At 71.9% G+C, this 19036-nt stretch carries 17 protein-coding genes; 7 read left to right on the top strand and 10 right to left on the bottom strand.

The window, feature by feature from the left end; translation table 11 throughout:
* Window positions 1-48: 48 nt before the first annotated feature.
* Both purU and ACLZN2_RS01470 read right to left on the bottom strand, forming a co-directional pair.
* Window positions 49-933, bottom strand: a complete 885-nt coding sequence (gene purU / locus ACLZN2_RS01475; RefSeq protein ID WP_416976458.1) for a formyltetrahydrofolate deformylase — start codon at window positions 931-933, stop codon at window positions 49-51.
* Window positions 934-979: 46 nt separating this feature from the next.
* Window positions 980-1480, bottom strand: coding sequence for an SCO4402 family protein (locus ACLZN2_RS01470; protein WP_416976457.1), 501 nt, complete (start codon window positions 1478-1480; stop codon window positions 980-982).
* Window positions 1481-1598: 118 nt separating this feature from the next.
* On the opposite strand from ACLZN2_RS01470, the gene ACLZN2_RS01465 reads away from it, so the two are divergent.
* Window positions 1599-2933, top strand: a complete 1335-nt coding sequence (locus ACLZN2_RS01465) for an ABC transporter substrate-binding protein (RefSeq protein ID WP_416976456.1) — start codon at window positions 1599-1601, stop codon at window positions 2931-2933.
* Window positions 2934-2951: 18 nt separating this feature from the next.
* Here the strand turns inward: ACLZN2_RS01465 and ACLZN2_RS01460 are convergent, their stop codons facing one another.
* Together ACLZN2_RS01460 and ACLZN2_RS01455 are read right to left on the bottom strand one after the other, a co-directional pair.
* The gene (locus tag ACLZN2_RS01460) at window positions 2952-4703 is read right to left on the bottom strand and encodes a hypothetical protein (RefSeq protein WP_416976455.1); all 1752 of its coding nucleotides are present in this window, start codon (window positions 4701-4703) and stop codon (window positions 2952-2954) included.
* Between the two features lie 201 nt (window positions 4704-4904).
* The gene (locus tag ACLZN2_RS01455; protein ID WP_416976454.1) at window positions 4905-6290 is read right to left on the bottom strand and encodes a transcriptional regulator; all 1386 of its coding nucleotides are present in this window, start codon (window positions 6288-6290) and stop codon (window positions 4905-4907) included.
* Between the two features lie 267 nt (window positions 6291-6557).
* On the opposite strand from ACLZN2_RS01455, the gene ACLZN2_RS01450 reads away from it, so the two are divergent.
* From ACLZN2_RS01450 to ACLZN2_RS01440, 3 genes are all read left to right on the top strand, one after another.
* Window positions 6558-7220, top strand: coding sequence for a bifunctional DNA primase/polymerase (locus tag ACLZN2_RS01450; protein ID WP_416976453.1), 663 nt, complete (start codon window positions 6558-6560; stop codon window positions 7218-7220).
* Window positions 7221-7334: 114 nt separating this feature from the next.
* Window positions 7335-8111, top strand: coding sequence for an ABC transporter ATP-binding protein (locus ACLZN2_RS01445; protein ID WP_416976452.1), 777 nt, complete (start codon window positions 7335-7337; stop codon window positions 8109-8111).
* The gene (locus tag ACLZN2_RS01440) at window positions 8081-9697 is read left to right on the top strand and encodes a transporter (protein ID WP_416976470.1); all 1617 of its coding nucleotides are present in this window, start codon (window positions 8081-8083) and stop codon (window positions 9695-9697) included. The genes ACLZN2_RS01445 and ACLZN2_RS01440 overlap by 31 nt, the downstream gene beginning before the upstream one ends.
* Window positions 9698-9744: 47 nt before the next feature.
* Here ACLZN2_RS01440 and ACLZN2_RS01435 read toward each other — a convergent pair whose 3' ends face one another.
* Together ACLZN2_RS01435 and ACLZN2_RS01430 are read right to left on the bottom strand one after the other, a co-directional pair.
* The gene (locus ACLZN2_RS01435; protein WP_416976451.1) at window positions 9745-10722 is read right to left on the bottom strand and encodes an alpha/beta fold hydrolase; all 978 of its coding nucleotides are present in this window, start codon (window positions 10720-10722) and stop codon (window positions 9745-9747) included.
* Window positions 10723-11239: 517 nt separating this feature from the next.
* On the bottom strand, window positions 11240-11932 hold the full coding sequence (locus ACLZN2_RS01430; RefSeq protein ID WP_355877414.1) for a metal-dependent transcriptional regulator: 693 nt from the start codon (window positions 11930-11932) through the stop codon (window positions 11240-11242).
* A 247-nt stretch (window positions 11933-12179) separates the two neighbouring features.
* Here ACLZN2_RS01430 and ACLZN2_RS01425 point away from each other — a divergent pair, with 247 nt between their 5' ends.
* Window positions 12180-12944 (top strand): SIS domain-containing protein, encoded by a 765-nt coding sequence (locus ACLZN2_RS01425; protein ID WP_416976450.1) that lies wholly within the window; start codon window positions 12180-12182, stop codon window positions 12942-12944.
* A gap of 18 nt (window positions 12945-12962) precedes the next feature.
* On the opposite strand, the gene ACLZN2_RS01420 is transcribed toward ACLZN2_RS01425, so the two are convergent.
* From ACLZN2_RS01420 to ACLZN2_RS01410, 3 genes are all read right to left on the bottom strand, one after another.
* On the bottom strand, window positions 12963-14411 hold the full coding sequence (locus ACLZN2_RS01420; protein ID WP_416976449.1) for a PAS domain-containing protein: 1449 nt from the start codon (window positions 14409-14411) through the stop codon (window positions 12963-12965).
* A gap of 118 nt (window positions 14412-14529) precedes the next feature.
* The gene (locus ACLZN2_RS01415; protein ID WP_416976448.1) at window positions 14530-14979 is read right to left on the bottom strand and encodes a GNAT family N-acetyltransferase; all 450 of its coding nucleotides are present in this window, start codon (window positions 14977-14979) and stop codon (window positions 14530-14532) included.
* A 31-nt stretch (window positions 14980-15010) separates the two neighbouring features.
* Entirely contained in the window at window positions 15011-15415 is a 405-nt protein-coding gene (locus ACLZN2_RS01410) for a RidA family protein (RefSeq protein WP_416976447.1), read from the bottom strand.
* Between the two features lie 528 nt (window positions 15416-15943).
* On the opposite strand from ACLZN2_RS01410, the gene ACLZN2_RS01405 reads away from it, so the two are divergent.
* The gene (locus ACLZN2_RS01405; RefSeq protein WP_416976446.1) at window positions 15944-16972 is read left to right on the top strand and encodes an isopenicillin N synthase family dioxygenase; all 1029 of its coding nucleotides are present in this window, start codon (window positions 15944-15946) and stop codon (window positions 16970-16972) included.
* A 25-nt stretch (window positions 16973-16997) separates the two neighbouring features.
* Here ACLZN2_RS01405 and ACLZN2_RS01400 read toward each other — a convergent pair whose 3' ends face one another.
* Complete coding sequence (locus ACLZN2_RS01400) at window positions 16998-18098, bottom strand: citrate synthase 2 (RefSeq protein WP_416976445.1); 1101 nt, start codon at window positions 18096-18098, stop codon at window positions 16998-17000.
* Between the two features lie 250 nt (window positions 18099-18348).
* On the opposite strand from ACLZN2_RS01400, the gene pdxH reads away from it, so the two are divergent.
* Entirely contained in the window at window positions 18349-18978 is a 630-nt protein-coding gene (gene pdxH, locus ACLZN2_RS01395) for a pyridoxamine 5'-phosphate oxidase (RefSeq protein ID WP_416976469.1), read from the top strand.
* The last annotated feature ends 58 nt before the right edge of the window (window positions 18979-19036 follow it).

The following is a 19036-nucleotide window of genomic DNA, read 5'->3' as shown; positions in this document are numbered from 1 at the left end:
ACACCCCCCACGCACCCGCACCCGCCGACGAAGAGGCCCCCCGCCTGGCTAGGCGAACACCACCGTCCGGCGGCCGTTCAGGAGGATCCTCCGCTCCGCGTGCCACTTCACGGCCCGCGCCAGCGCCTGGCACTCCACGTCGCGGCCGACCGCGACCAGCTGGTCCGGGGTGACGTCGTGCCCCACCCGCTCGACCTCCTGCTCGATGATCGGCCCCTCGTCGAGGTCGGCGGTGACATAGTGCGCCGTCGCGCCGATCAGCTTCACGCCCCGCGCATGCGCCTGGTGGTACGGCTTCGCGCCCTTGAAGCTCGGCAGGAAGGAGTGGTGGATGTTGATGATCCGCCCGCTGAGCTGCTTGCACAGGTCGTCCGACAGGACCTGCATGTAGCGGGCGAGCACGACCAGCTCGACGTCCCGCTCCCGCACGAGCTCGAGCAGTTGCGCCTCGGCCTCCGCCTTCGTCTCCTTCGTCACCGGGATGTGGTGGAAGGGGATGCCGTACGAGGCCACCAGCTCGGCGAAGTCGGTGTGGTTGGACACCACCGCCGCGATCTCCACCGGCAGCGCGCCGATCCGGGCGCGGAACAGCAGGTCGTTCAGGCAGTGCCCGAACCTGCTGACCATCAGGACGATGCGCATCTTCTCGTCGGCCCGGTTGATCTGCCAGTCCATGTGGAAGGAGTCGCCGATCGCCGCGAAGCTCGCGCGCAGCTTGTCCACGGTCTGCGGCGACTCGGCCGAGAAGTGGACCCGCATGAAGAACAGTCCCGTGTCGCGGTCGCCGAACTGCTGGCTGTCCTCGATGTTGCAGCCGGTCATGAACAGGTAGCTCGACACGGCGTGCACGATGCCCTGCTTGTCCGGGCAGGACAGGGTGAGGACGTACTGGTCGGCGGGGGTCGCCGCGGCTCGGGCGGACTGCTCACTCATGCAGCACAGGGTCTCACGTCCACCCCGGCACGGTGCAGGCCGTCCGCTACGCGGACCTGGTCATGATCCGCAGCACTTCCAGCGTCCGCGGCGGCGCGTCCGGGTCCTCGCCGTCGGCCACCGCCATGCGCACGTGCGCGTCCCGTGCCGCGTGCACGGCCTCGGGCCAGCCGGGGTGGGAGACGTAGGTGGAGACGGGGGCGTCCGGGCCGACCTGGTGCATGATCCGCAGGACGCGCAGCACGGCGCTGTCGACGAGGGCCGCCTCCTGCGAGTCGCGGAAGATCGTGCCGACGTACTTCTCGGCGGACCAGTTGTCGAGCCAGGTGTCCTCGACCAGACGGTAGACGGCGTCGGTGACGTCTCCGTACCCGTCCACGCCGGCCAGCCAGACGTTCTGCTGGAACACCGGGTCGGAGAGCATGTGCAGCGCGGAGCGCACATTGCTGCGCCAGCGCCACCACGGCATGTCGTTGAGTGGCATGCCGCCCATGGTGGAGGAGCGACGGCCGCGACGGGAAGAGTTCTCCGAACCTTGCACGGTCATCGATCGTACGTTTTCCCGTCCCGTGGACCTCACGGACCCCTGTAATTCACTCTCGTGTCACCCCTCGTTGACCGTGGGTCACTCCCAGGTTAGCGATGTGACGGAATCGTGCGTGTTCATGACCGGCAGGCGACACACCTTCCCGCGAAGCACCTTCCTCCCCAGGTTTCTCCGCAGTACCGGAAACGTCAGATCGGCCGCCCTCGCGGCGGGCGCCCTGGCCGCCTGTGCGTCGCTGACCGCCGGTTGCGGGGTCGTCCCCGGAGTCACGGGGGGTTCCGGGGACGCCCCGATCGTCGTGATGACCTGGGCACCCGTGGGAACGGCCGCCACGAACAAGCCCGGAATGCCCGCCTTCGCCCGCGCCTACGCCCGCTGGATCAACGCCAACGGCGGCCTGGGCGGCCACAAGCTCACCGTCCTGACCTGCAACGACCACAACAACGCGGTGTCCGCGGCGGCCTGCGCCCGGCGCGCGGTCAAGGAGAAGGCGGTCGCCGTCGTCGGCTCCTACAGCCAGCACTCCGACGCGTTCTTCCCGCACCTTGAGGGCGCCGGCATCCCCTACATAGGCGGCTACGGCGTCACGAACGCGGAGTTCACCAGCCCGCTGTCCTACCCCGTCAACGGCGGCCAGCCCGCCCTGCTCGCCGGCCTCGGCAAAGTGCTGGCCGACTCCTGCGCCGGGCCCGTCGCGCTCGTGCGCCCCGACACCATCGCGGGCGACGCCCTGCCGCCGATGCTCGACGCCGGTCTGAAGGCCGGCGGGCACGACGAGTCCGAGGACCAGCGGGCGGCGGAGGACGCCACCGAGTACTCCGCGCAGGCCGACAAGGCCCTGAAGTCCGCCACCGGCGGCTCGGCCGGCAGCACCGGCAGGGGCTGTGTGGTGCCCGCGCTGGGCGACCGCAACGGCACCTTCATGGACTCCTTCCGCCGCAGCCGCGAGGACTACCCCGCGGTGAACACCGGAAGCGTGCTGGGCAGCGTCGACCAGACCGTCATCGACGCCAGCGGCGGCGCCTCCGGGCCGTACGAGTCGGCGTACGTCACCGGCTGGTACCCGGTGGCGAGCGACGAGAAGTGGGACGGGATGAAGAAGGTGATCAGCGAGTCCGCCTTCTCCGACACCAGCATCGACCCCTCCGACACCGGGGTGCAGACCACCTGGATCGCCTACAACGTGCTCCGGCAGGCCGTGGAGTCGCTGGGCGACGGCGAGGTGAGCGCCGACGCGGTCCGCGGCGCCCTCAACGACGGCGGGAAGTTCACCACCGGCGGGCTCACCCCCACCCTGCGCTGGAAGTTCACCAGCCGGCTCGCCGCCGTCGGCTTCCCCCGGCTGTCCAACGCCGACGTGACCGTGCAGCAGGTGCGCAAGGGCCGGCTGGTGGCCGCGCAGAAGGGCTTCGTCGACGTGACGGACACCCTGGAGAGCGCGGACCTCGGCTGAGGCCCGCGCCCGCCCGGCTCACAGCTGGGTGGGCTGGCGCTGCGTCAGACCGTACGTCTGGGCGATCGCGTTCCACAGCCGGGCGGCCTGGGTCTTCTGGGCGCTGGCGGTGCCGCTCTCCCGGTTGCCCTGCTGGGTGGCGGCCGTGGTGCGGGCCCCGCCCTTCTTGCAGGCCTTGCCCTTGCTTCCGGCGACCTCGTCGGCCCAGTCCGCGTAGTGGTTGTCGGCGGCCGCGGACGCCTGCCACGCCTTGGTGAGGGCGCTGGTCAGCGCGGCGTGGTCGGGCAGCTTGTCGACGTCGAGCGCGGCCAGCTTCGTGACCAGTTCGGTGCGCTGACCGGCGGCGGCCCGCAGGTCCGTGGCGGCCTGGGCGAGGTTGTTGCACGCTTTCACGTTCGCCACCGCGGCGATCACGCTGGCCCGGCTGCTGCCGCTGTCCGCGAGCAGCTTGTCGAGGGCGGTCGCCTGCTGCTCGGCCGCGTCGTCGGAGGAGGCCGACGACTCGGTCGCGGGTGCGGACGCGGCGACCGTCTTGTTGCCGTCGCCGTCGTCGTCGCCGCCTCCGCCGCCACCGAGCAGGGCGCCCGCGCCGACGCCGACGACGGCGATCGCGACACCGATCGCCGCGAACAGCGGGAGCCGCGAGCCGGTACGGCCGCCGCGGCCACGCTCGTCACCGTGGTCGTCGGGGCGTATGGGCGGCACGTAGGTGGGCCGGGGGGCGTGCGCGGCGGGACCCGCGCCGTAGCCCTGCGGGCCTCCGCCGTAGCCGGGGGCCTCCGCCCCGGTGACGCGCGGCAGCTGCTGGGTGGCCCCGGCCGGGGCACCGGCACCCGGGCCGCCATGCCCGCCCGGCCCGTCGCGGAAGAGGTTCTCGAACCCGGCGGGCGGCTGCGCGCCCGTGCCGGCCGCCGGATACCCCTGCGCGGGCACGGGCGGGATGTACTGCGTGGCCTCGGCGTCGGGGTGCCCGCCGCCCGGCATCGGGCCCGCGCCGTGCCCGCCGCCGGTGCCCAGGAAGTGCGTCGACTCGGCGGGCGACTCGGGCGGCAGCGCACCCGGCCCGACCGGCGGGATGTACTGCGTCGCACCCTCGGCGCCGCCCGGCACCGGCCCGGAGGCGGGCACGGGCGGCAGCATCTGGGTACGGCCGTCGTCGACCGGACCCGTCGGGACCGGCGGTATGTACTGGGTGGCCCCCTCGTCGCCGTCGGCGAACGGCGGCATCGGCACACCGGTCCCGCCCTGGCCGTACGGCGGCGGCGAGGCGGGTCCCTGCTGGTGGTGGCCGTACGCCGACGGGTCCGAGCCCTGGTGGTCCCGGCCGTACGCGGACGTGTCGTACGACGGCTGCGGCGCCGCCTGCGCGTTCTGGCCGTACGTCTGCGCCGGGGCGCCCTCGGGCGGGAGCGGGCCCGCGCCCCACGCGTCCGGCTGCGCGCCGCCCCACTGCTGGGGCTGCTGGTCCGCGGGCAGCGGCCAGCCCGGCTCCGGCTGCGCGGCCGGCGCCTGCTGGTCGGGGCCCCACGGCCCGCCCCAGGTCTGACCGCCGGCCGGCGGCTGCTGCTGCTGCCCGTACGGCTGAGCCCCGTACGGACCGGGCTGCCCGCCCGGAGAACGGCCCGGCTGCCCGTCCGGATGGTGGCCCGGCTGCGGTCCGCCGGTGGCCGTCAGCCCCGGAATGAGGGGCTCACCACCGTCGGAGGGCAGCACGATGCCTTCGCGCGCGGGCCGCGCCGAGGGCTCCTCGCCCTGTCCACTCTGCGTCACCGGGACTCCTACGAATGGGGGACTTTCGGAATCGTCGGCTCACGCTACCGGGTCCCCGGAACCCCGTGCCACGCAGCTCAGGACGTGATCTGCCTCCCAGTGACGTCCGTAACAGATCCGGAGCGCCGTGCGCCGCGTCCGTCGCTTCCTGTACGGGGTCTGTCCGTTTCCCGTACGTTCACGCAACGGCGCCCCGTCCGTTCACGCCGCGGCCTGCAGCTCCAGCCGCGCCCCGAACTCCCGCACCACCGGCTCCTCCCGGTAAGGCTCCAGCCGCTGCTGGAGGTCCTCCAGATACTCCGCGCCCCGGTTCGAGCGCAGGGTCTCCAGGAGCTCCACCGCCTTCATCCCGGTGCTGCACGCCTGCTCGACCTCGCGCCGCTGCACCTGCGCGGTGGCGAGGAGGACGTACCCGATGGCCCGGCGGCGCGCCCGGCTCTCCGGATGCCCGGCCAGCGACTGCTCGGCGCACCGCGCCGCCGCCTCGGCCTGGCCCAGGTCGCGATGGCAGTGCGCCAACTCGTCGGCCAGATAGGCCTCGTCGAAGTGCGCGATCCACGCCGGGTCGTCGCCCGAGGACGGATCGGCGCCCTCCAGCGCGGACACCGCCCGGCCGGAGGCGAGCTGGGCCGACCGTACGTCGCCCATCAGCGCGTGGCCCCGGGCCTCGGCCGCGTGGAACATCGCCTCCGCACGCGGAGTGACCCGCCCGCGCGCGCCCTCCTGCGCCGCGCGCGCCAACTGCGCGATCTCACGCGGGTTTCCGAGCTGGGCGGCGAGATGACTCATGGACGCGGCGAGGACGTAACCGCCGTAGCCGCGGTCGCCCGCCGCCTGCGCGAGCCGCAGGGCCTGGATGTAGTACCGCTGGGCCAGGCCCGGTTGGCCGGTGTCGACGGCCATGTATCCGGCGAGTTCCGTCAACCGGGCCACGGTGGCGAAGAGTTCACGGCCCACCGCCTCCCGGTAGGAGCCGGCCAGCAGCCCCGAGACGACGCTGTTGAGGTAGTGCACGACGACGGGCCGCACATGCCCGCTGCCGTACTGGTGGTCGAGGTCGACCAGCGCCTGCGTCATCGCCTTCACCGCCGCCACGTCGGACAGGCCCACCCGCGGTCCCGCCGACCGCGCCACCTGGGCGTCGGGCGACGAGATCAGCCAGTCGCGGCTGGGCTCGACCAGCGCCGAGGCGGCGACGGACGAACCGGACAGGAAGTCGCGCCGGCCCACGTCGCTGCGCCACAGCTCGCAGACCTGCTCGATGGCCCCCAGTACCGTCGGCGAGAACTGGAGACCCACGCCCGAGGCGAGGTTCTTGCCGTTGGCCATGCCGATCTCGTCGATCGTGACCGTACGGCCGAGCTTGCGGCCCAGGGCCTCGGCGATGATCGCGGGGGCGCGCCCCCGCGGCTGCTGTCCGCGCAGCCAACGGGCCACGGACGTCTTGTCGTAGCGCAGGTCGAGACCGTGCTCGGCGCCGCACATGTTGACCCGGCGGGCGAGCCCGGCGTTCGAGCACCCCGCCTCCTGGATGAGCGCCTGCAGCCGTTCGTTCGGCTGCCGCGCGACTAGCGGCCTTGCGGCCATGGCACTACCCCCTGTGGAGTTCCGCACCGAAAAGTTCCGGCCGAGAAGATCAATGCCCCACGGACACAGCGAAAATGCGAGGCATGTGCTGATTGCACGAGAATTGCCGGGATATCGGCGGAAGCCCGCCCCCCATCGATGGCTACCCGCTCCCGCGCCCGTTCCTGCCACGCGCCCCCGTGCATGCACCCATGCGCCCCGGACGCGGATTCGATGCTCCTCCCCCGCGCATAGTGGCCTGCGTAACCCCTGGTGACCGCTAGAGTTGTGCTCATCGTGGAAGAGACCATCGCGGGCGCCGACGCCACTCAAATCCCGAAGCAGCGCGGGGAATCGCTGCTCGAGACCGCTGTTCGCTACGCCGAGGAACGCCACTGGGACGTCTTCCCCGGCACCTGGCTGGAAGCCGTCGACGGCGTGCAGCACTGCTCCTGCGACGACGCAGCGTGTGCGGCACCGGGGGCGCATCCCTCACGGCCGGACTGGGCGGCACAGGCGACGGGCAGTGCGACCGTCGCGCGCCGGATGTGGCAGCTGCAGCCGTCCGCCTCGATCCTGCTCCCCACCGGGCGTACGTTCGACGCGATCTCCGTGCCGGAGACGGCCGGGTTCCTCGCGCTGGCGCGGATGGAGCGGATGGAACTGACGCTCGGGCCGGTGACGTTGACGCCGGATCGCCGGATGCAGTTCTTCGTGCTGCCGGGCGCGTCCGCCAAGGTGCCGGAGCTGGTGCGCAAGCTGGGCTGGTCTCTTGGGTCGTTGGACCTCGTGACGCTGGGCGAGGGAGCGTATGTGGCCGCGCCGCCGACCCGGTTCGGGTCTCGGGGGGCCGTGCAATGGGCCTGCCGGCCTACTGCCGCGAATCGGTGGTTGCCGGATGCGGAGGAGTTGATCTCGCCGCTTGCCTATGCGTGCGGTAGGGATCGGTAGCGGCGCCTTCTGTCCTGCGTGGTTGGTCGCCGCTGGCGGGTGCGGGTCGTCTGTGGTTGCTCGCGCAGTTCCCCGCGCCCCTTTAGGTCGGCTGTTGCGCCGTAGGCTTCTGGCATGACGTCTGCTGTGCGCGTTCGTGGGCTCTGGAAGCGGTTCGGGCAGCAGGTTGCGGTTGCCGGGATCGATCTTGATCTGCCCGCCGGGAAGTTCATCGGGCTCGTGGGGCCGAACGGGGCCGGGAAGACCACGACGCTCTCCATGGTGACCGGGCTGTTGCGGCCCGATCAGGGGGTCGTCGAGGTGGGTGGGCATGACGTGTGGCGGGATCCCGTGGCGGTGAAGGCGCGGATCGGGGTGCTGCCGGAGGGGCTGCGGCTGTTCGAGCGGCTGTCGGGGCGGGAGTTGCTCGGGTACGGCGGGCGGCTGCGCGGGCTGCCCGGGGCCGAGGTCGACCGGCGGGCCACGCAACTGCTCGACGTCCTCGATCTCGCCGGAGCCCAGCACAAGCTCGTCGTCGACTACTCGACCGGGATGCGCAAGAAGATCGGGCTCGCCGCCGCGCTGCTGCACAATCCCGAGGTTCTCTTCCTGGACGAGCCGTTCGAGGGGGTCGATCCGGTGTCCGCGCACACCATCCGCGGGGTGCTGGAGCGGTACACGGCCTCCGGCGCCACCGTCGTCTTCTCCTCGCATGTGATGGAACTCGTCGAGTCGCTGTGCGACTGGGTGGCCGTGATGGCGGCGGGGCGGATCCGGGCGCACGGGACGCTGGAGGAGGTGCGCGGGTCGGCGCCCTCGCTGCAGCGGGCGTTCCTGGAGCTCGTCGGCGCCCAGGGGCGGGACGCGGGGTCGGGGCTCGACTGGCTGGGCGGCCGTGGGGCGGGCCGGTGACCACGCTGACCTCCACCGTCGTACGGCTGAAGCTGTCGCTGTTGCGGAACGGGCTGAGGCGGTCCGGTGGGCGGCGGGCCGCGTACGTGGCGTCCGCCGTGGTCGCGCTGGTGTTCGCGGCGTTGCAGCTGATCGGGCTGATCGCGCTGCGGGGGCATGCGCACGCCGACGCGCTCGTGGTGCTGCTGGTGGCGGTGCTGGGGCTGGGGTGGGCGGTGATGCCGCTGTTCTTTCCCGGTGGGGACGAGACGCTGGACCCGACGCGGCTGGTGATGCTGCCGTTGCGGCCCCGGCCGCTGGTCCGGGCGTTACTGGCGGCCTCCCTGGTGGGGATCGGGCCGCTGTTCACCGTGCTGATGCTGGTGGGATCGGTGATCGCGCTGGCGCACGGGACGGTGGCGTACGTCGTCTCGGTCGTCGCCGTCGTCCTGGGGCTGCTGGTGTGCGTGGCGCTCGCGCGGGCCATGGCCACCGTCAATGTCCGGCTGCTGGCCGGCCGTAAGGGGCGCGATCTGGCGGTGCTGAGCGGGCTGGTGGTCGCGGTGGGGGCGCAGGTCGTCAACTTCGGGGCGCAGAGGCTGGGCACGGCGGGGCTCGGGCAGCTCGATCCCGTGGCGGACGTGCTGCGGTGGCTTCCACCGGCGTCTGTGGTGGATGCGGTCGACTCGGTGAGCGAGGGGGCGTACGGGGTCGCCGCCGGACAACTGGCGCTCGGTGCGGTGGTGCTGGCGGGCCTCGTGGGGGCGTGGGCGCGGAGTCTGGACCAGCTGATGACCGCCCCGGACGGGTCGACGCTGACGTCCGCCGAGCGGGACACGCCGGACCGGCGGAGCGGGGCCGGGTGGGCGCGGCTGCTGCCGGGCGGGCGGACCGGCACCGTCATGGAGCGCAGCCTGCGCTATGTCTGGCGCGACCCGAAGACGAAGATGGCCTGGGTGTCGTCGCTCGCGATCGGGTTGATCGTGCCCGTGTTCAACGCGCTGCAGGGCTCCGGCTCGATCTACATCGCCTGCTTCGCCGCCGGGATGCTCGGCATCCAGATGTACAACCAGTTCGGGCAGGACACCTCGGCCTTCTGGATGGTCGCGCTGACGATTTCCTCGCCCCGGGACGCCTACGTCGAACTACGCGCGCGTGCGCTCGCGCTGCTGGTGATCGCCCTGCCGTACGCCACTCTGGTGACCGTGGTGACGACCGCACTGCTCGGGGACTGGTCGAGGCTCCCGGAGGCGCTGGGGCTGTCGTTGGCGCTGCTCGGCGCGATGCTGACGACCGGCGCCTGGGCGTCGGCCCGCTTTCCCTACTCGATCCCGCAGGAGGGCTTCAAGAGCGCGGCACCCGGGCAGACCGGGCTCGCCTGGCTCTCCGTCTTCGGCGGGATGGTCGCGGCGGCCCTGCTGTGCGCGCCGGTCATCGCGGGGACGATCTGGCTGAACGTCATCGTGGACGGCGAGACGTGGAGTTGGCTGCTGCTGCCGGCGGGCGCGGCGTACGGGACGGCGATCACCCTGCTGGGGCTGCGGCTGTCGGCCCCACGGGCGGCGGACCGCCTGCCGGAGATCCTGGCGGCGGTGAGCAAGGGGTGAGTGAGGAGTGCGGCACGTAAGGGGCGCTCTCCATGGAGGGGTGCCCCTTACGGTGTGGTGAGTACGGAGTCCAGGAACGGTTCGATCGCCGCCCGCCAAGCCTCCGGCTGGTCGTAGTGGACCAGGTGGCCGGCGTCGGCGACCTCCGCGTACTCACCACGGGGCAGCACCCGGACCATCTCCTGGGCCTCGGCCCGGCCGAGCTCGCCGTCGAGGCCGCGCACGACCAGTGCGGGGCACTGCACCTGGGTCAGCTCCTCCCAGTGCGCGTCGTAGACCCACGTCTCGCGGGACTTCAGCATCTGCTCGGGTTCGAAGACGGGCCGCCAGCCGTCGGGGGACTCCTGCATCACCTCGGCGTAGAACTCACCGCGGGCGGGGTTCGGCCGCTCCACCCAGGGGTCGTCCTCGCCGAACCACTTGCGGACGTCGGCGAGGGTGGCGAAGGGGAGCGGCCAGGACTTGAACCAGTCGGCCCACTCGCGCTGCGAGGCCGAGCCGAGCGCCGAGGCCCGCATGTCGCAGATGATCACACCGCGCACCAGGTCCGGGCGTTTCGCGGCGAGCTGCCAGGCGGTGAGGGCTCCCATGGCGTGGCCGACGAGGACGGCCGGGGTGAGACCGAGCTGCTCCAGGGCGGCCTCCGCGTCCTCGACGTAGGCCTCACGGGTGAAGGAGGCCTCGGGGGGCTTCTCGCTCTGACCGTGGCCGCGCTGGTCGAGGGCGACCGCGCGATGCCGCTCGGAGAGCCAGCGGGCGGTGGACGCCCAGTGCGAGGCGCGGCCCATCAGCCCGTGCAGTAACAGGACGCCGGAGGTGCGCTCGGGCCCGGAGCCGTTCACCGACCCCGGCGCCGCCCCGGGCTCCGACCCGGTGAGGGCGAGACCGTCCCGTTCGCCGGTGGGCTGGGCAGGGATCATGGCGTCCGTCCCGCTCCTGGGCGGGTCGCCCTTGGGAGGGTCGCCGAACTCCCAGGCCGCCAGGCGTACACCGCCCGTCCCGGTCACGTCGATGCGTCGCGCCATGGATCCTGGCACCCCCCTAGCCGTCGTACCGCTGTGCTGCCGATGCCCTAGTGCTGCCTTCGATCTGCCCTCGATCTGCCTTCGATCACCCGCAGGCTATCGAATGCCCTTTCGAGAAATGCACTCTCCGCGACCAAGACCCCTCGTTCGAGTGACACCCCTCAAGGAATGATCGCCACGGACGAGGGGAGACCTTCAGCGGGAGGCGGACCGCTCGGGGAAAACGGTCCGAGGGGAACGACCCTGAGAGCTCGGGGCTCCGGGTCGAAACAGGGGAGGACAGGCCCCGGTGCCGAACGGCACCGGGGCCCTCCACTGCTCTGCGGCACATCATCCCCGCCCCCTCAGGTCATATGCCCCACGCGACAGCGTGGCACGGGAAGCGCCTGCGCGCTGCCATTCGACACAGGGAATCTGCGATTCGACAACATCGCCGGAGTGTCCCAACTACCCCAGAAGCACCAGCAGTTGAACATCACTCAGCTTTTCAACAACCGCCGGGCGACGCCCGGGCCGCTCAGCGCTTGGCGACGAACACATGCGACGCGACGTCCGACTCCAGCTCGGCCGCCTCGCCACCGCTGCCGACCAGCACACCGCCCGCCGACTCCGTCACGCTCACCACCGAACCGGGCTGCACGCCCGCCCGGCGCAGCGTGTACATCAGCTGCGCGTCCGTCTGGATCGGCTCGCCGATACGGCGCACGACGACCGTCTTGCCCTCCGCGCCCGGGTCGAGGTCGGCCAGCGAGACCATGCCCTCGTCCAGGAACGGGTCGGCGCCGTCCTTCTCGCCCAGCTCCTCCAGACCGGGGATCGGGTTGCCGTACGGCGACTCGGTGGGGTGCCGCAGCAGCTCCAGGACGCGGCGCTCCACGGCCTCGCTCATCACATGCTCCCAGCGACACGCCTCGGCGTGGACCTGCTCCCACTCCAGGCCGATCACATCGACGAGCAGACACTCGGCGAGCCGGTGCTTGCGCATCACGCGCGTGGCCAGCCGGCGGCCCTCGTCCGTCAGCTCCAGATGCCGGTCACTGGCCACGGAGACCAGACCGTCGCGCTCCATGCGCGCCACCGTCTGGCTCACCGTGGGCCCGCTCTGGTCGAGGCGCTCGGCGATCCGGGCACGCATGGGGACCACACCTTCCTCCTCCAGCTCGAGGATGGTGCGGAGATACATCTCCGTGGTGTCGATCAGTCCGGACATTCGTGTGCCCCTCGATGAGATCTGCCGAAGGCTCGACGGCTCTCCGGCTCGTGCGCTGGCCCTGACACCAATTCTGCCGGATACCACCGACAACCGTGCCAAGCCGTTGAAACGAGGCGGTTACGCGCGGCCCCCTCCCGCCCTCGGCGGCCTCCCCCGACCGCCGTCGGCCGTATTGACAGGGCACTGGTCCAGACCACACAGTGAGCCGCGACACGGACCCCGGACGGCGAAGGAGCCCCCTCGGATGAGCGACCGCAGCGACCACGAGCTCGCCGCACGGTTCTTCGACGCCGCGATCGGCCTGCTGGAGCGGGTCCGCGACGAGGAGGCCGACGCCGTGCGGGCCGCCGGCACGCTCCTCGCCGACACCGTCGCCGCCGGTGGCCGCCTCTTCGCCTTCGGCGCCGGCCACTCCTCCCTCCCCGCCCAGGACGTCGTCTACCGCGCGGGCGGCCTCGCCCTGATGAACCTGCTCGCCCTGCCCGGCCTCGTCGGCGTCGACGTCATGCCCGCCACCCTGGGCTCCGCCCTGGAACGCGTCGACGGCCTCGCGAGCGCCGCCCTCGGCACCTCCCCGCTCCGCGCGGGCGACGCCCTGGTGATCATCTCGCTGTCCGGCCGCAACGCCCTGCCCGTCGAGATGGCCCTCAAGGCGCGCGCCCTCGGCGTGAAGGTCATCGGCGTGACCTCGGTGGCGTACGCCTCGCAGACCGAGCCCCGCAACCCCTCGGGCACCTTCCTCAAGGACCACTGCGACGTCGTACTCGACTCGAAGATCGCCGTCGGCGACGCCGAACTCACCCTGGACGACGTCCCGGCACCCTTCGCCCCCGCCTCCACGGTCGTCACCTCGGCCCTCCTCCAGGCCGTCATGGCCACCGCGGCCGGATCCCTCGCCGACCGCGGCATCGAGCCCCCGCTGCTGCGCTCCGGCAACGTCGACGGCGGCCACGACTGGAACCGGCACGTGATGGAGGAGTACGGCGACCGGATCTTCTACCGGCGCTGACGCCGGGAGAGCCGGGGGTCAGGCGCCCCCGGCCCGGCCCGCCAGGTCGGCCAGGTCCAGCGCCGCCGCTATGCGTACGGCGACATCCTCGGCGTAGGTCGCGTCGGAACGCTCGAAGGACGTACGGCCCGCGCCGCGCAGAAACGTCACCACACCCAGCGTGCGCCCCCGGCTGCGCAGCACCGCGCACAACGCGTGCACCGTGTCCTCGGGCCACTGGCGCGCCCGCGCCCACTCCCGCGCCTCCTCCACCGCCGCGGCACCCGCGCCCGCCCGCACCGAACCGGCACGCGCCACGCACTGCAACGCCGGGTGCCCCTCGGCGTACCGGACCGGCAGACCGGCATGGCCGGTGAGCGCGCTGGGACCGGGACCGCCCGACGGGGTGGCCGCGACCCGCACGAGCCGCAGCGGCACCGTCGTCGGCTCCACGTCGGCCACCGCGCCGCCCGCGACCCGGTCGATCAGCGCGTGGTCGGCGAACCCCGCCAGCGCGAAGTCGAGATGGACCGTGGCCGCCTCCGCCGGGTCCTCGCACTCGGCGGCCGCCCGCGCGGCCCGGTGCAGCTGATTCGTGCGGAACCGCAGCAGGGACGCCTCCTGCTCCCCCTGCTTGGCCTCCGTGACGTCCTGGAACAACCAGCCGACCCCGAGCGGCACCGGCTCCTCCGCGAGCGGCGAGGCCAGCCGCAGGAAACCGCTCCGCCAGCAGCGCCGCCGCTCCCCCTCCGGGGTGCGCACCCCCACCCACACCTCCGCCGGAGCGGGCGGGGCGCCCTCCGCGAGGACATGCGTCAGCGCGTTCTCCAGCTCCTCCACGCCCTGTGTCAGCAGTTCTCCCAGCGGACGGCCCAGGACCGCCGTACGGCCCGTGCCGAGCGCGCGGGCGGCATGCGCGTTGACCACGGCGGGCCGCAGATCCGCGTCGACGAGGACGACCCCCCAGGAGGCGTCGTCGAACAGGGCCTCACTGAGCGCGATGGACCGCTCCAGGTCGATCTGCGCGTGCACCTCGCTGAAGGCGCAGTACAGCCCGGCCGGCTTGCCGTCCGGCCCGCGCACGGCGGCCGACTGGGTGCGCACGAGCACCCGGCCCCCGTCCTTCGTCAGCAGCGCGAACTCGTGCACCTGCCGGCCCGGCGCGTGCATCGCCGACATCAGCCGCGACTGGACCTCCTCGGCGTCCGCCTCACGCACCGCCCACCCCGCGAAACCCTGCCGCCCCACGGCCTCCGCCGCGCTCCAGCCGAGGATGCGCTCCGCCTCGCGGTTCCAGTGGGTGACGACACCGTCGGCGTCGAAGGCGCACAGGGCCGCGTCCATGCCGTCGAGGAGCGCGGCGAGGAGGTCCGCGCCGTCCGGGCCGGCGGGGCCGCCCGGATTCTCCGACCGCTCGCGCTCGTCCGGCTGCTCGGGCTCGTCCGGCCCCAGCTCGTCGGTGGTCCCACTACGCCGGGAAGCACTCACCTGGACCCCCTGCAGGTTCGCTCACTTGCCCTCATTCAACTCGAACGTGACGCAGCCCACATATGGTTCCCGCAAGATTGCAGGGGAATCGTTGCACCGCCGCCGCCGTCGCCGCCCGTCACACAGGAACGGGCATCAGCCTCAGGTCGACCCATTCCGCCGTCCCGCCGTCCAGCACGTACCGCTCGACCTCGGTGAAGCCACGCGCGCGTGCGAAACGCAGCCCGTCCTCGTTGACGGCCAGCACACACGTCTCGACCGCACGAGCGCCGAGCACGCGCGCGTACGCGAGGACATGATCGTAGAGCGCCGCCCCGTACCCGCGCCGACGGAACTCCGGCAGCACACGCGCGATGACGGTCACCACCGCGTCATCGGTCGGCGGCCGCACGGTGGAGCAGCCGACGAGCACATCACCGACGTACGCGTTCTCCAGCCGGTTGCGCCCCGCCCGCTCCCGCACCTCGTCCAGGGACAGCGCGTCCGGCGGCACGATCACGTTGTGGACGTGCCGCCACTGCTCCAGCGCGACCTCACCGACGACCGCCTCGATACGAAGATCACTCACCGCACCAGCGAACCGTGCCCCCACGCGCGCGTCAACGCGTTTGACCGGACCCGGAGCCGCGCCGCGCGTCCACCTCGATCTCGATCCTCATCCGAGGATCCGAGAGCCCGGCCACGAACATCGTCGCCGCCGGCCGTACCTCCCCGAACGCCCGCCGCAGCACCGGCCAGCACGGCTCGAAGTCCTCCCGCGCGGGCAGCAGGTACCGCACCCGTACGACGTCCCCGAACCCGCACCCCGCCTCCGCCAGCGCCGCCCCGATGTTCCGCAGACACTGCTCGGCCTGCTCGACGACATCGTCCGAGATGGACATGGTCGCGTAGTCGAACCCGGTCGTCCCCGACACGTACACCCGATCACCGTCCACGACGGCCCGGGCATACCCGATCTGCTCCTCGAACACGGACCCACTGAGAATCGCACGCCGCTCGGTCATGACCGGAACGGTAGGGGGAGCTGCGAAAACAGGTCCACAGAAAAAAGCTTGAGCGACGGGACATCCCTGCCTAGAGTTGCTGGCACTTCGGAGAGGAGGTGGTTCGGCAGATGTACACATACCGGACGGAAGAGGTGGCTGCGGGCTAGCGGCCCGCCGTCAAACTCGGTTCGGCGCCGGACCAGCGTGTGCGAGACGCACGCAGCCGGCCAAACCAACGCAGTCACCCGACCCGCGAGTCGCCGGTACGTCCGGCCGGCCCCTCCCCCTGGGAGGACCAGACTCGCGGGTCGTCTGCGTTTTCCGCCACGGGGAAGGCCCTCGGGGAAATTTCTCGTACGCAGTACGCTGGGGGACATGCTTTCGCTCGTTCGACGCCGCCACGTGGACTTCGTCCGCGTCACGAGCATGGGCTGTCGGCGCTCCGCCTGATCCAGCCCCCTTTCTGCTTCCCCCCTTTCCGGCAGCTGGGCTCCGCCCCACCCTCGGCGGCCGCCCGTGCCCCGTACACCCCCGCGGACGCATCCCATGACGCACAACTCGACGGCATCGTCGTACGACCAGCTCCCCCTCATCGATCTGTCGGCCGCCGACCGTGGCCCTCAGGCGCGTGCGCTGCTCCATGCGCAGCTGCACAGTGCCGCCCATGACATCGGCTTCTTCCAGCTCGTCGGACATGGGGTCAGCAAGGAGGAGACCGAGCGGCTGGTCGGGGCCATGCATGCCTTCTTCCGGTTGCCCGAGGCCGAGCGGCTCGCCATCGACAACGTGAACTCGCCGCACTTCCGGGGCTACACGCGCACCGGTGACGAGCGGACCGGCGGGCGGCAGGACTGGCGGGACCAGATCGACATCGGGGCCGAGAGGCCCGCGCGCATACCGGGGGCCGGTGAGCCCTCGTACTGGTGGTTGCAGGGGCCCAATCAGTGGCCTGCCGGGCTGCCCGAGCTGCGGGAGGCCGCGCTCGCCTGGGTCGAGCGGCTGAGTGGGGTCGCCGAGCGGCTGTTGCGGGAGCTGCTCGCGTCGATCGGCGCTGATCCCGGGTTCTATGACTCCGTCTTCGGGGAGCGGGCGCATCCGCAGCTGAAGCTGGTGCGGTATCCGGGAAGCTCGGGGGACGGGGCCGGGCAGGGGGTGGGGGCCCACAAGGACTACGGGTTCCTGACGCTGCTGCTTCAGGACCAGGTGGGTGGGCTTCAGGTGCAGCGGGAGGACGGGCTGTTCCATGACGTGCCGCCGGTCGAGGGCGCGTTCGTGGTGAATCTGGGGGAGCTGTTGGAGGTGGCCACCAACGGGTATCTCGTCGCCACCAATCACCGGGTCGTGTCGCCGCCGGGGGCGGTGGAGCGGTTCTCGGTCCCGTTCTTCTACAACCCCCGGCTGGACGCTCGCGTGGAGCCGCTGGTGTTCCCGTACGCCGCCGCCGCGCCCGGGGTGACCGACGATCCGGCGAACCCGCTGTTCGCTGAGTACGGGTTCAACGAGCTGAAGGGCAAGCTGCGGGCCCATCCGCTGGTGGCCGAGCGGCATCACGCGGAGCTGCTCAGCCCCGCGTGATCACCCTGGGAACGGCTCGTACGGCTCAGTGTGCGATGGCCTCGTAGCCCTCGATCTCCTGGGGGCCGCGGGTGCCGGGGCCGATGTAGCGGGCGGAGGGGCGGACCAGGCGGCCGGTGCGCTTCTGTTCCAGGATGTGGGCCGACCAGCCGGCGGTGCGGGCGCACGTGAACATCGAGGTGAACATGTGCGCGGGGACCTCGGCGAAGTCGAGGACGATCGCCGCCCAGAACTCGACGTTCGTCGCGAGGACACGGTCGGGGCGGCGGGCGTGCAGTTCGGCGAGGGCGGCCTTCTCCAGAGCCTCGGCGACCTCGAAGCGGGGTGCGCCGAGTTCGCGGGCGGTGCGGCGCAGGACGCGGGCGCGGGGATCCTCGGCGCGGTAGACGCGGTGGCCGAAGCCCATGAGGCGTTCGCCCTGGTCGAGGGCACGCTTGACGTAGGCGTCGGCGTCGCCCGTGCGTTCGATCTCCTCGATCATGCCGAGGACGCGGGAGGGGGCGCCGCCGTGCAGGGGGCCGGACATGGCTCCCACGGCGCCGGAGAGGGCGGCGGCCACGTCGGCGCCGGTGGAGGCGATGACGCGGGCGGTGAAGGTGGAGGCGTTCATGCCGTGTTCGGCGGCGCTCGTCCAGTAGGCGTCGACGGCCTTGACGTGCTTGGGATCGGGTTCGCCGCGCCAGCGGATCATGAAGCGTTCGACGACGGACTGGGCCTTGTCGATCTCGCGCTGCGGGACCATGGGGCGGCCCTGGCCTCGGGCGGACTGGGCGACGTAGGACAGGGCCATGACGGCGGCGCGGGCGAGGTCCTCGCGGGCGTGTTCGGCATCGATGTCCAGCAACGGCTTGAGGCCCCATACCGGGGCGAGCATGGCGAGGGCGGACTGGACGTCGACGCGGATGTCGCCGGAGTGGACGGGGATGGGGAACGGCTCGGCGGGCGGCAGGCCGGGGTTGAAGGCGCCGTCGACGAGGAGGCCCCAGACGTTGCCGAACGAGACGTGGCCGACCAGGTCCTCGATGTCGACGCCCCGGTATCGCAGGGCGCCGCCTTCCTTGTCCGGTTCGGCGATCTCCGTCTCGAACGCGACGACTCCTTCGAGTCCGGGTACGAAGTCGGACATGAGGCGGCTCCTCGTGAGGTGTGCGGCGGGTTGTGGCGCCGACGGATCCACAGCGCCGGTGCGGCGCACTCGTCGTGGCATCTGCACCATATCCCCGAGTGTCACCTTTGGGGAGTGGTGCGGCACTCAGTGCCACGCGGCGCGGGGATGTCTCCCGTACGGCGGCCCGCAGAGGGATTCCATACGGCAGGATGACCATGTGACCGACGCAGATTCCGTCTATTCAGGGCCCGTGCCCGATCCCTCCGCCATGCGCAAGCAGTACCGGGCGGAGGGCCTCGACGAGGCGGATCTGGCCGCCACGCCCGTGGAACAGTTCGCGCGCTGGTTCAAGGAAGCGGCCATCGAGGCCCATCTCTTCGAGCCGAACGCGATGGTCGTGTCGACCGCGGACGCGCAGGGGCGGCCGAGTTCGCGGACAGTGCTGCTGAAGCAGTTCGACGAACAGGGGTTCGTCTTCTATACGAACTACGAGTCCCGCAAGGCACGTGACCTCGCCGAGAACCCGTATGTGTCGTTGCTCTTCCCGTGGCATCCGATGGCCCGGCAGGTCATCGTGCAGGGGGTGGCGCGGCGTACGGGGCGGGACGAGACGGCGGCGTATTTCCGGACCCGGCCGCACGGCTCGCAGCTCGGGGCCTGGGCGAGCGGCCAGTCGTCGGTGATCGCCGGGCGTGCCGAGCTCGATACGTCCTACGCGGAGCTGACGGCGCGGTATCCGGAGGGTGAGCAGGTGCCGGTGCCGCCGCACTGGGGCGGGTTCCGGGTGGTGCCGGAGTCGGTGGAGTTCTGGCAGGGCCGGGAGAACCGGCTGCACGACCGGCTGCGGTATGTGGGTCGGACGGAGGGCGCCTGGTCGGTGGAGCGGCTCGCTCCCTGAGCGGTACCCGCGTTCACGCTGTCAAGGTTCACTGTGAGGTTGCCGCGGTCGGGGACTT

Source organism: Streptomyces sp. T028, assembly GCF_048159505.1.
Lineage (GTDB): Bacteria > Actinomycetota > Actinomycetes > Streptomycetales > Streptomycetaceae > Streptomyces.
Note: the sequence above shows the minus strand (reverse complement) of the source record. Positions and strands in the feature narration are given on the sequence as shown.

What these genes read in the sequence shown, in the direction of transcription:
- pdxH (WP_416976469.1), top strand. Translation starts at nt 18,349, where the DNA reads ATGCGCAAGCAGTACCGGGCGGAGGGCCTCGACGAGGCGGATCTGGCC.
- ACLZN2_RS01430 (WP_355877414.1), bottom strand. Translation starts at nt 11,932, where the DNA reads ATGTCCGGACTGATCGACACCACGGAGATGTATCTCCGCACCATCCTC.
- ACLZN2_RS01435 (WP_416976451.1), bottom strand. Translation starts at nt 10,722, where the DNA reads ATGGCGCGACGCATCGACGTGACCGGGACGGGCGGTGTACGCCTGGCG.
- ACLZN2_RS01405 (WP_416976446.1), top strand. Translation starts at nt 15,944, where the DNA reads ATGACGCACAACTCGACGGCATCGTCGTACGACCAGCTCCCCCTCATC.
- ACLZN2_RS01410 (WP_416976447.1), bottom strand. Translation starts at nt 15,415, where the DNA reads ATGACCGAGCGGCGTGCGATTCTCAGTGGGTCCGTGTTCGAGGAGCAG.
- purU (WP_416976458.1), bottom strand. Translation starts at nt 933, where the DNA reads ATGAGTGAGCAGTCCGCCCGAGCCGCGGCGACCCCCGCCGACCAGTAC.
- ACLZN2_RS01470 (WP_416976457.1), bottom strand. Translation starts at nt 1,480, where the DNA reads ATGACCGTGCAAGGTTCGGAGAACTCTTCCCGTCGCGGCCGTCGCTCC.
- ACLZN2_RS01455 (WP_416976454.1), bottom strand. Translation starts at nt 6,290, where the DNA reads ATGGCCGCAAGGCCGCTAGTCGCGCGGCAGCCGAACGAACGGCTGCAG.
- ACLZN2_RS01445 (WP_416976452.1), top strand. Translation starts at nt 7,335, where the DNA reads ATGACGTCTGCTGTGCGCGTTCGTGGGCTCTGGAAGCGGTTCGGGCAG.
- ACLZN2_RS01425 (WP_416976450.1), top strand. Translation starts at nt 12,180, where the DNA reads ATGAGCGACCGCAGCGACCACGAGCTCGCCGCACGGTTCTTCGACGCC.
- ACLZN2_RS01400 (WP_416976445.1), bottom strand. Translation starts at nt 18,098, where the DNA reads ATGTCCGACTTCGTACCCGGACTCGAAGGAGTCGTCGCGTTCGAGACG.
- ACLZN2_RS01465 (WP_416976456.1), top strand. Translation starts at nt 1,599, where the DNA reads ATGACCGGCAGGCGACACACCTTCCCGCGAAGCACCTTCCTCCCCAGG.